11 protein-coding genes are annotated in these 11,229 nt (G+C 41.1%); all 11 read left to right on the top strand.

The genetic code is table 11. The annotated features are described in order from the left end of the window. On the top strand, positions 1 to 295 hold a 295-nt coding region (locus tag Q1Q15_RS25155; protein WP_300465491.1), incomplete at its 5' end, for a hypothetical protein. 348 nt (positions 296 to 643) lie between these two features. After that, a complete protein-coding gene (locus tag Q1Q15_RS25150) occupies positions 644 to 1,354 on the top strand; it encodes a PEP-CTERM sorting domain-containing protein (RefSeq protein ID WP_300465489.1) in 711 nt (236 codons plus the stop codon). Between the two features lie 81 nt (positions 1,355 to 1,435). Beyond that, positions 1,436 to 2,056, top strand: coding sequence for a PEP-CTERM sorting domain-containing protein (locus tag Q1Q15_RS25145; RefSeq protein WP_300465487.1), 621 nt, complete (start codon positions 1,436 to 1,438; stop codon positions 2,054 to 2,056). A gap of 690 nt (positions 2,057 to 2,746) precedes the next feature. Further along, on the top strand, positions 2,747 to 3,649 hold the full coding sequence (locus tag Q1Q15_RS25140; protein WP_300465485.1) for an MBL fold metallo-hydrolase: 903 nt from the start codon (positions 2,747 to 2,749) through the stop codon (positions 3,647 to 3,649). 872 nt (positions 3,650 to 4,521) lie between these two features. Next, positions 4,522 to 5,334 carry a phosphate ABC transporter substrate-binding protein gene (locus Q1Q15_RS25135; RefSeq protein ID WP_300465483.1) on the top strand — a complete coding sequence of 271 codons (813 nt, stop codon included), beginning with the start codon at positions 4,522 to 4,524 and terminating at the stop codon, positions 5,332 to 5,334. Between the two features lie 46 nt (positions 5,335 to 5,380). Continuing rightward, positions 5,381 to 6,241 (top strand): phosphate ABC transporter permease subunit PstC, encoded by an 861-nt coding sequence (gene pstC / locus Q1Q15_RS25130; RefSeq protein ID WP_300465493.1) that lies wholly within the window; start codon positions 5,381 to 5,383, stop codon positions 6,239 to 6,241. Next, complete coding sequence (pstA, locus tag Q1Q15_RS25125) at positions 6,241 to 7,098, top strand: phosphate ABC transporter permease PstA (RefSeq protein WP_300465481.1); 858 nt, start codon at positions 6,241 to 6,243, stop codon at positions 7,096 to 7,098. Before pstC ends, pstA begins: the two co-directional genes overlap by 1 nt. A gap of 4 nt (positions 7,099 to 7,102) precedes the next feature. After that, on the top strand, positions 7,103 to 7,864 hold the full coding sequence (pstB, locus tag Q1Q15_RS25120; protein WP_300465480.1) for a phosphate ABC transporter ATP-binding protein PstB: 762 nt from the start codon (positions 7,103 to 7,105) through the stop codon (positions 7,862 to 7,864). Between the two features lie 10 nt (positions 7,865 to 7,874). Further along, the gene (gene phoU, locus Q1Q15_RS25115; RefSeq protein WP_300465478.1) at positions 7,875 to 8,522 is read left to right on the top strand and encodes a phosphate signaling complex protein PhoU; all 648 of its coding nucleotides are present in this window, start codon (positions 7,875 to 7,877) and stop codon (positions 8,520 to 8,522) included. Positions 8,523 to 8,592: 70 nt separating this feature from the next. Further along, on the top strand, positions 8,593 to 9,282 hold the full coding sequence (locus Q1Q15_RS25110; protein WP_300465476.1) for a response regulator: 690 nt from the start codon (positions 8,593 to 8,595) through the stop codon (positions 9,280 to 9,282). A 5-nt stretch (positions 9,283 to 9,287) separates the two neighbouring features. Further along, the gene (locus Q1Q15_RS25105) at positions 9,288 to 11,081 is read left to right on the top strand and encodes an ATP-binding protein (RefSeq protein WP_300465473.1); all 1,794 of its coding nucleotides are present in this window, start codon (positions 9,288 to 9,290) and stop codon (positions 11,079 to 11,081) included. Positions 11,082 to 11,229 lie beyond the last annotated feature (148 nt).

The raw sequence follows: 11,229 nt of genomic DNA, 5'->3' as shown, positions 1-11,229 counted from the left end.
CGTTCACGGCGGCTGCGCCGCCGTGAATCGCGGTGCTGACTTCGTCCAGCTCCTTGTTCCGTCGCTACGCGCCAGAACAAGGAGCTGGACCGGACACCGCACACCGATCAATCAAACTATCGTTTGCTTGATCGGCGCACGGCGCCGGTCAGCACCGCGATTAAACTATATGAACCAAGGACTCATCCCGAGCCATATTTCCACATTCAAGTTGATAATATATCAAAAATATTTTGGCAGCTTCTGGAAAAATATTTTTCCAAGCCTGAACCAGATTCAAGTTGGTCTCCAATAAAGGTTATTGAAAGATTTGTTCTTTTAATTGTTTCGTTGCCCATATAATTGAATCGATTCTCTAAATTGAATCGATTCTCTAAAAGGTAATTATTTTCTCTTTTTTAGGTAATCATTTTCAAATTGTTACATTTATACCATAGAAAAAAAATACCATAAATTATCGTAAATATTATAAATATTGCATCCTAAGTTGATAATACAATGGTATACTTTTTGCTTGAATATTTTAAAACATAACTGAAATGCAAAATATCTGTTCAAGCCTCCTCTTGCTCAATTTGCAATTCAAATTTCAGAATCACATGGCCTAAAGCTTTATATTCTCGGAGGAAAAAAAGGAGGAAAAATGAAAAAACTTCTAATCCGCTTTGTTTTTGGCTTGTTAATTTTTTTGGCATCTTTGTCAACTATCGGTTCGGCTAACGCAACAATCATTTACAATGCGACCATGGACCAGGCGATTACTTATAGTATCGCCCCTTGGTATTATTACGGTTTCTCTGTGACTGGAGTTAATCCCCCTCTGACAGGAGATTTCGCAACAGATAAACGATTTGAAATGACATTGTCAGCTCCAACTGGAATGCGTTTCCAAATAAGTGCTCCACCGGTTGAAGCGATTGACTTTGGATTCTTTGCTGACATCTGGTCAACTGGTGCCGTGCTTTCTCCTGCTGAGGTACCAGGAGATTCAATCACTTTCAACGGGGCAATCGGCACAACACCAACTTTAATTGAGCACAGTTTTACAAGTGGGTCTACAACAAATCAAATGAGAATTGCAGGCGTATGGACTTTGACAGATGCTTTTGCTTTTGAATCCGTCACCCTTACATTCGACATACCGAGTAGTTTTAACTACAATTACGACAACTTTATCCCGAGCTCTGTAACGCTGCAAGCATATGCTCATTATCCTTCCGATTCATTTCCCAGTGAACCGCCGACGCCAAGTATGCTGATGGAACCCATCTCAGCCATCCCCGAACCAGCAACAATGCTCCTATTTGGTATCGGCCTTTTAGGGCTTGCAGGAATTAACAGAAGAAAAAAATGAAAAAATGAACTTATCATTAGCTTAAAAGTAGGGTCACGAAATTGGCTTATGACCATTGATGGAAAAAGGAGAGAGATTATAATGAAAAAATCTTCAATTTTTTTATGGGTGATGATACTTTTGTTCGGCGCACCAGTAATGTCCAGTGCCACATTGGTAGATTACTCTAATTCTACAGGCCACGTTGTATGGGATACAGAAAGTGAGCAGTATTGGTATTGGAATGTATATGACTTCAGCAACAAAACATGGACGGATCAAGTGGATGCGATTTATGAATTAAACAACCAGCCGTATTATGGACTTAATGGCTGGCATATGGCGGGAACGGTTGAGATGGAACAGTTATGGCTGAATAGCGCCAGCGATGTCATGCAGTCATTCGAATCGATTGGCGTGGACGTGGACTGGATGACAACAAAGGGCTTGATGGTAAGCGTGGTCTACGGAAGATATGATAGAGTGTATGTGCCAATTAATGACGAACCAGCTCATTTTAGCAGTTTGGCGGGGCTGGTGGAGGACGGGACTATGCACAAATCCGAGTTGATGCACATATTTAATTATGACACGACGGCAGAAGATATTTTAGGCGCTTGGGTGACATCTACAGGCCCCGCACCGGTGCCCGAACCAGCTACAATGCTTCTTTTCGGTATTGGTCTTCTTGGCGTAGCCGGAGTATCAAGAAGAAAAAATTAAAAGATTTATTCGAATCGACTTAAAAGGCAGGTCTATTGATTTGGTTCCTGCCTTTTTTTATTTGTATCTACCCCTTCGCTCTCAATTCAGATTAAGCTATATGAGCCAAAGGCATTATTACAAGCCATACTTCCATATTCCAGTTAATAATATATTTTGTTGAAAATAAGCCCCTCTTGAAGTCAAGGATAATTATCCCTGTCACGAAATTTCAGACTTCCAAATCCTCCAGAATACAAAAAATATTGGAAACGATAATTCGAAAAAATACTTTATGTTGTGGTTTGAATAATTATAAATAAAATGCGGACTGACAGGGATAGTCTGGGGTATTCATTCTCTCGATAAACGGAGTTCGTCATGCATGTAGTCCTCGTTTTAAAAATAATTTAAACCTGGAAAAATCAAACTTTAAATTCAAAGATTGAAAGTGAATTTCATGACTAACAAAAACAGAAAAATACCAAATATTGTGGGGTATGTTTTTAAGAGCGAGCCTTGGCGTTATAGGGTTCGTCAGATTTTGAAACTGACAACCCCACATTACTTTTAACTATTCTTTCCTATCCGGTTTGCAACTTTGAGTAGCGACAAAGTATACAAATGGGCTCACTGCTTGACGGTAAAACTGTATTACTGTTATCATCACCGAAAATTAGAGGAAACTACTTTCACAGGGGTGATATAATAATGATCTTTACTGAAACGGGTAAATTGACCGATTTTTTCTATATTATCGGAAATAGGTATTTTCCGACTCATCTGCTTCTCGGATCAAAGCCGGTACTGTTTGAAGCCGGTATATCCTGTCTGGGGCCACTATACGTCAAAGAAGTTCAAGAGATACTGGGAAAAAACCAGCCCCAAGTCATATTTCTTACACACATGCATTTTGACCATTGCGGTGCTGCCGGATTGTTAAAACAAACATGGCCGGAATTAAAAGTTGCGGCCTCTCAGAGTGCCGCTGAAATCATAGGGCGCCCCAATGCTGTCAATACTATCGCAAAACTCAACGAATCCACTATAGACTGGATTGAGAATGAATCCCCCGGACTTGCCTCAACGATGCCGTTTCAACCATTTAACGTGGATTTGATCCTTGAAGAAGGAGATTTCCTTGAAATTAGCAACGGATTGACGGTGCAGGTGCTGTCGACACCGGGACACACCTGGGACTCCCTCAGTTTTTACATTCCTGAAAAAAAAATGTTGGTGGCCGGTGAAGCCGTGGGATGCATGTCCCCCATGGGTGTTATTTTTACGGAATTTTTGGTGGACTTTGATGCGTATATTCACTCGATGGAACGTCTGGCCATGCTGGACGTGGATATTTTGTGCCAGAGCCACCATCAGGTCTTTACTGGAATAGAGGCCCAAACTTTTTGCCAGCGTTCTATTGAGGCTGCTTATCAGTTCAGAAAGCGGCTGGAAGTGCTATTGGACGAGGAAAACGGTCATGTGGAAAAGGTCGCCGAGCGAATTAAATCCGAAGAATACGATCCGCACCCCGGTCCCAAACAGCCCGAACAAGCTTACCTCCTCAATATTCAGGCAAAAGTGAAACACCTGGCCCAAAAAATGGCCCAGTAAATACGCACCTCACTTATCGAATCTGGGCGCCGATTGTTCAGACCGATTGCTAAAATAAAACTTACAAATCCGAAATTTGAAAGTGAATTCCTGGCCAAATGAAAAGATTACAATTACATGGCACCAGATTTTGAGATTTATGTTTTTTTAAAAAACGAGCCCTGGAATTTGTTGGGCTCACTGTCGTCGGATTCAAATTCTTGATTCCTTCTTTTGGAATTTGTCGCTGTATTTTAGATCTTGCCGGTCACGGCTAAAAGGGAAAGTCTTGGGTATTTATTCGTCTAAAAAATGGGCCTTGTCCTGGAGGTAGTCCTCTCTATGAAAATATTTTCAGTCTGGAAAAATCAAATTTGAAATCCGAAATTTGAAATTTTTTTTGGTGGCTGGAAATTCAAAATTGAAGGTACCAGATATTGTAGTTGTCATTTTCAGAGAAAAAACATGGCTTCACGTTAGAGTCCTCAGTCGTCCCATGATCATAAATGGAGAGCACTTCTTTTGGAAGTCATCGCCATATATTTATTCTTACTCGTCATTATAGATACCGTAAAGATTCGCCACGGGGAAAATCCATTTTTAAGTAATTGTTAACGAGGTCGTTCACGTTAAAAAGGTTCGCCAGGACCTCAATGACAAGTACCATTCATTTCTTTTGTCAGTACTGCCTTTTTTGAATTCAAATACATTTATTGATTATAATTTCCGATAAAAAATTAGATTATCCATCATCTTAAAAAGATATTCAAAATTCTAATATGGTTGTAACACTGTTCTAATAAAATTCTAACACACTGAGAGTAGAGTAACTTTCAAATTGATTCTGTGCTGAATCACACGTATCAAAAACTATAAAAAGGTAAGGAGAAGACATGAACAAGCGTAAAAATATATTCATAGCAATCATTTTTCTATTAACGATATCATCAACCGTTTTTTCAGGAGAACTTGTTATTAAAGGCTCCACAACAGTTTTGCCCATTGTCCAAAAGGCTGCTGAAGCCTATATGGCAGAAAATCCTGATGTGAAAATTTCTCTTTCAGGTGGCGGTTCCGGAAACGGGATCAAGGCCATTATTGACGGAACCGCTGATATCGGCAATGCATCAAGATTCATCAAACAAAAGGAAGTCAACCTGGCAGGAACCAAAAACGTCTATCCTGTACCTTTTAGGATCGCCCTGGATGCCATCGTTCCTGTTGTTAACGGTAAAAACAGCGTGAATAATCTGACCATAGCCCAGCTGAAAGATATTTATCTGGGTAAAATCAAAGACTGGAAACAAATTGGCGGAACTCCCGGTAAAATCGTAGTGATTTCAAGGGACAGCTCCTCAGGAACCTTTGGCGTATGGAAAGAACTTGTTATGAAAGACGAACGCGTTATTCCCAGTGCTCTGACTGTTCCTTCCAATGGTGGCATTGTACAGGCCGTAACAACGACACCGGGAGCCATCGGATATGTGGGTCTTGGATATTTGACGGGCGGGATTAAAGCCGTAAAAGTAGATGGTGTTGAAGGATCCGAACAAAACACCTTAAATGGATCTTTTCCCATATCCAGAGGTCTTTTCATGTTTACAAAAGGTTGGCCACAAGGAGAAACAATGGCTTTCATTTCCTTTATTCTCTCTAGAAAAGGTCAGGATCTTGTAAAAGAAGTCGGTTCAATTCCGCTATTCTAAATCCACACGGAGCAATTCATTGAAACGTCAAATAATAGATAAAGGAGTGCATTCAGGGTTTTTAATGATTGCACTCTTTTCCATAACCGCCCTGTCATTGATCATGATATTCCTTTTTATTGAAGGTATATCCATTTTTGATCATGTGAGCATAAAAGAGTTTATCTTCGGCAAATACTGGTATCCCACAGATGATCCTGCGGATTTTGGAATTCTTGCTCTTATCCTTGGATCTTTTTGTGTCACATTCCTATCCGGCATAATGGCTATTCCTTTAGGGATAATGACAGCCATCTATCTTGCAGAGATCGCACCACCAAAAGTGGCGGAAATTGTCAAACCCATAGTAGAATTAATGGCATCAATGCCGTCGGTTGTGATCGGTTTTTTTGGTATGGTGGTTGTGGCCCCTTTTATCCAAAAGCTTTTTAATATCCCGGTGGGTTTGAATATATTCAATGCATCCTTGATGCTGGCTTTTATGTCAGTACCAACCATTTGCAGTATTTCCGAAGATGCTATTTTTTCGGTTCCAACTGCCTTAAAAGAGGCATCCTTTGCGCTGGGTGCAACTCATTTTGAAACCATTGTAAAGATAATTATTCCAGCTTCTCTTTCAGGCATTTGCACAGCCGTCATTCTTGGATTGTCAAGGGCTGTCGGAGAAACCATGGTGGTATTGATGGCAGCAGGAGGTGCGGCCATGATTCCGGGATCCATTTTTGATCCTGTCCGGCCCCTGCCGGCAAGCATTGCAGCGGAAATGGCCGAAGCACCGTTCAGGAGTGAGCATTATCATGCACTTTTTGCCATCGGAATCGTCCTGTTTTTATTTACATTAATTTTTAATCTGATTGCTGATTTTCTTTCTCATAAGTTCAGGCAGGTTGGTGAGGCCTCATTATAATGATAAAAAAAGGATTATTCATACAAAACACATGGTTTTCAATTTTTAAAATTGCTGTCTTGATCAATGGTGCAGCCCTGGCAGTGATCGTATTTTTTATACTGTCTCGCGGGTGGCGTGCAATTTCATGGGAATTTTTAACCCAGGCGCCCCGTGATTCCATGACAGCCGGCGGAATCCTGCCATGCATTGTCGGGACTGTTTATTTGTGCCTGGTCACCATACTTGTAGCATTACCCATTGGTGTGGCATCTGCCATATATCTGAATGAATATGCAACCCAGGGAAAGCTTGTCAGGGTTATCCGGCTCGGGATAAATAATCTTGCCGGTGTTCCGTCCATTGTCTTTGGATTATTCGGTCTTGCCTTTTTTTGTATTGTTTTGAAAATGGGGGTATCCGTGGCTGCCGGTGGACTGACCCTGGGAATCATGACCCTGCCGGTTATTATCGGTGCATCAGAGGAAGCATTAAAGTCAGTTCCCAATACATACAGGGAGGCTTCCCTTGCCATGGGAGCGACAAAGTGGCAGACCATACGAAAAGTAGTTCTACCTGTGGCATTCCCAGGTATTATTACCGGATCAATACTGGGGATAAGCCGGGCAGCAGGCGAGACCGCCCCGATTATGTACACAGGAGCTGTTTTTTTTACACCGGATCTGCCAACATCCATAATGGATGAGGTCATGGCATTGCCCTATCATATTTATGTACTGGCCACTGCTGGAACCAATATTGAAGCAACCCGTCATCTTCAATACGGAACAGCCCTTGTATTGATTGTCCTGGTGCTCGGAATGAATCTGGCTGCCATCATCCTTCGGTCAAAAATGAGAAAAAAGTTGAGGATATAGCTTTATGGAAAGCAATATTAAAATGCATACCAAAAATCTGGATTTCTTTTATGGGAATTTCCAGGCACTGTATAATGTTTCAATTGAATTTGTCCAAAACCGGGTGACCGCGCTTATCGGCCCGTCAGGGTGCGGGAAAAGCACCTATTTAAGATGCTTGAACCGGATGAATGATTTGATCTCCGGAATCAGGGTCGAGGGTCAGGCCATGCTGGATAGCAAAGACATTTATGATCCGTCCATCGATGTTGTTACTTTAAGAAGACGGGTGGGCATGGTTTTTCAAAAACCCAATCCATTTCCAAAATCTATATTTGAAAATATAGCCTATGGTTTGAAAGTAAATGGGGTTAAAGATAAGGCAAAAATTACAGAGATTGTTGAAAAAAGCTTAAAACAGGCTGCTATCTGGGAGGAAGTCAAAGACAGGATGAATGAGTCCGCACTGGGGCTTTCCGGGGGACAGCAGCAGCGTCTGTGTATTGCCCGTGCCCTTGCCGTAGATCCTGAAGTATTATTGATGGATGAACCAGCGTCAGCCCTTGATCCCATTGCCACTCAAAAAATTGAGGAATTGATTACCGAGCTTTCTTCAAAACTCACCATAATTATCGTGACCCATAATATGCAGCAGGCTGCAAGGGTTTCTGACAGGACAGCTTTTTTTTATATGGGAAAGCTTATTGAGGTCAATGATACAGACACGCTGTTTACAAAACCAGGATTAAAACAGACAGAAGATTATATTACCGGAAGATTTGGTTAAGGAGAAAATAATGCCAGGCCATCTGCAAAAAGAAATAGAAAAAATTAAAAAAGAAATCCTGTCCCTTGGGGCCATGGTGGAAGACCGGCTCCAAAAAGCAATTTATGCCATTAAAACAGCTGATTTTGTGCTGGCCCAGAAAATTATTGATACGGATTTTGAGATTGATGAACGTGAGATTGAGGTGGAAGAAGAATGCCTGAAAATACTGGCATTGCATCAACCTGTTGCAACGGATCTTCGATTTCTTGTGGCAGTGATAAAAATTAACAATGATCTGGAAAGAATTGCAGATTATGCCGCAAACATTTCAAAAAGATTTAAAGCCTCTTCCCATGACCCCGGTAAATTTAAATATGATTATACATCCATGGGCGATCAGACAGGAAAAATGTTGAAAAAGAGCCTTGATGCCCTGGTGCGTATGGATGTGGATATGGCTTACCAGGTCAGGGAGATGGATGAGAATGTGAATACCATGAGGAACGATGCCTATGGTGCAATGAAAAAAGATATTCAATTACACCCTGAAATGGTGGGTGAAATTATCAATATGTACCTGATATCAAGGCATTTGGAAAGAATTGGAGATCACACCACCAATATTGCAGAAGAAGTGATATACCTTATTGAGGGTGAGATTATAAGGCATCGGTGAGTATTGACAATATATCCGTCAATTTATAAAAATAAACAATGGGTTTATGAATTAAAAAACAGGGAAAAGCATGGCAAAAGAAACCATTTTAATCGTGGATGATGAAGAAGATATCATTGAACTGATAAAATACAATCTCAAAAAAGAGGGATACTCAATACTCACAGCGCTGACCGGTGAGCAGGCCATAAAAATAACCAAACAATCCCAACTTGACCTGATAGTCCTTGACTTGATGCTCCCGGGGATTGATGGCCTTGAAGTAACAAAATACCTGAAAAATAATGAACAGACCCGCGATATACCCATTGTCATGCTTACGGCAAAAGGAGAAGAGTCTGATATTGTTACAGGGCTTGAACTGGGAGCCAATGACTATATGTCAAAACCTTTCAGCCCAAAGGTTCTTGTGGCAAGAATCCGGGCAATTTTTCGGCGGCGAAAGAAGAATACCATGGAACCGACTGACAGTATAAAACAAGAGGGAGATCTTACCATTGACCGGACCCGGCATGTTGTCACCATCCAAGGAAATACCTTGGATTTGACCCTGTCTGAATTTGAACTGCTTTCTTTTCTTGCCGATAAAAAAGGCTGGGTGTTCACCAGGGGTCAGATTGTTGATGCTATTCGTGGTAAAAACTATGCAGTGACTGAAAGAAGTATTGATGTCGTTATTGTAGGATTGCGAAAAAAATTAAAAAATTATGCCTCAATCATTGAAACGGTTAGAGGGGTTGGTTACAGGTTTAAAGAATAAAAATTATGATAAAAAAAAAGAAAATGATCTGGCATATTTTCCCGTCATTCCTGATTATTATCGTTCTCTCCCTTTTATCGGTTACCTCTTATTCAACCAGTTATTTTAAGGAGTTTTTTCTTAAAAATTCCGAAAAAGAGCTAACCACCAAGACAGAACTGATACAGATAAATTTTGCTGATATTCTACCGGAGGCTATGATAGATGCTGATCAGGATCAGATCCTCCATATTGATGAACTCTGCAAGGACATTGGAGAAAAGACCGGGACAAGGGTAACCATTATTTTCCCTTCCGGCGTTGTGGTGGGAGATTCTTTCGGAGATATCGAGATGATGGAGAACCACATGAAACGCCCTGAAATCATGGAGGCCCTGCAAAGAAAAAAAGGAGTCTCCATCCGGTATAGTTCAACGCTTGATAAGAATATGATGTATATTGCTTTGCCGGTGATGAATGATGGGAGAGTTATAGCGGTGGTGCGGACAGCAGTTTCTGTCTCTGCCATTGACAGCAAAATAAAATCAGTCAGAAATAATATCTTCATTGCCCTGGCTTTTACAATTCTGGCGGCGGCGATTGCCAGTTTGTATGTCACCAGAAGAATTACACTTCCGGTTGAGCAAATGAAAACAGGGGCTACAAAATTTGCCAAAGGAAATTTAAACGAAAGGCTTGCAGTACCGGACGTAGAAGAATTGTCGGAACTTGCCATTACCATGAATCGGATGGCTGAAAACCTGGATGAAAAAATCAAAGATTTTGAAAACCGAAGCATGGAATTAGAAGCGGTCCATGCAAGCATGCAGGAAGGTGTCATCGCCATAGATAAGGATGAAAAAATTATTACAATCAACTCTGCCGCAGCAAAAATATTTGATTTCCCTGTATCCAAACTAAAAGCCCGGTATATTTTAGAGGTTGCAAGAAATTTTGGACTTCAAAAATTCATTCAACGGGCATTGGCAACCCATGAGCCTGTTGAGGAAGATATTGTAATAACAAGGGACGAGGATCTGACCCTGAACATCCATTCTACAGCCCTTTATGATTCCGAAGAAAGACGCATTGGAACCTTGATTATTTTTCATAATATTACAAGAATCAGACGTCTTGAAAGAATGCACAAGGATTTTGCCGCCAATGTGTCCCATGAGCTGAAAACACCCCTGACGGCCATAAAAGGATTTATTGAAACCCTCCAGGAAATGCTGGTCAACAATGATACCCAGCAGAGTGAACAATTTTTAAAAATTATTGAGAAAAATGTAAACCGTATGATCGAGCTGATAAATGATCTTCTGGCCTTGTCAAGACTTGAAAGGCTGCAGGGGACTGATATCCAGTTTGAAAACCAGCCCATGGCAACATTGATCCAGGGAGCAGTCAACATTTGCCATGCCCGTATCAATGCAAAAAATATCACCGTCAGCATTGACTGTCCCGAGGATCTCAACGGCAGGGTGGACCCCATCCTTATGGAGCAGGCCATTATTAATCTCGTGGACAATGCTGTAAAATACAATCCTGAAGGCAGTCAGATTGCCATAGCAGTGACAAGGCAGGATAATTCCCTGGATATTGAGATTAAAGATAATGGTATAGGAATTGACAAAGAACATTTGCCAAAGATTTTTAACCGATTTTATCGGATAGACCGGGGAAGAAGCAGAAATGAAGGCGGCACAGGCCTGGGTTTGGCTATTGTTAAGCATATTATCCAATATCACAATGGTAAAATTGATGTCGAAAGTATAAAAGGCAGTGGCAGCTGTTTTAAAATCAGCGTGCCTGTCTGATGATCCCAGCCTATGAAATCCATTATTTGTTTTTTTCAGAACAGTAGCTGATAAGATGGTGACGGATCATTTCCCTGAAAATTGGATATAGTGTTAAACTACTTTTGGGCAAGTTCCCAGGTAGTCAAAAAGCGAGCGCTATTTCTAT

Origin of the sequence: Desulfobacula sp. (assembly GCF_030145145.1) — a bacterium.
GTDB lineage: Bacteria > Desulfobacterota > Desulfobacteria > Desulfobacterales > Desulfobacteraceae > Desulfobacula.
The sequence above is the reverse complement of the archived record's forward strand: the minus strand, read 5'-3'. Positions and strand labels throughout refer to the sequence as shown.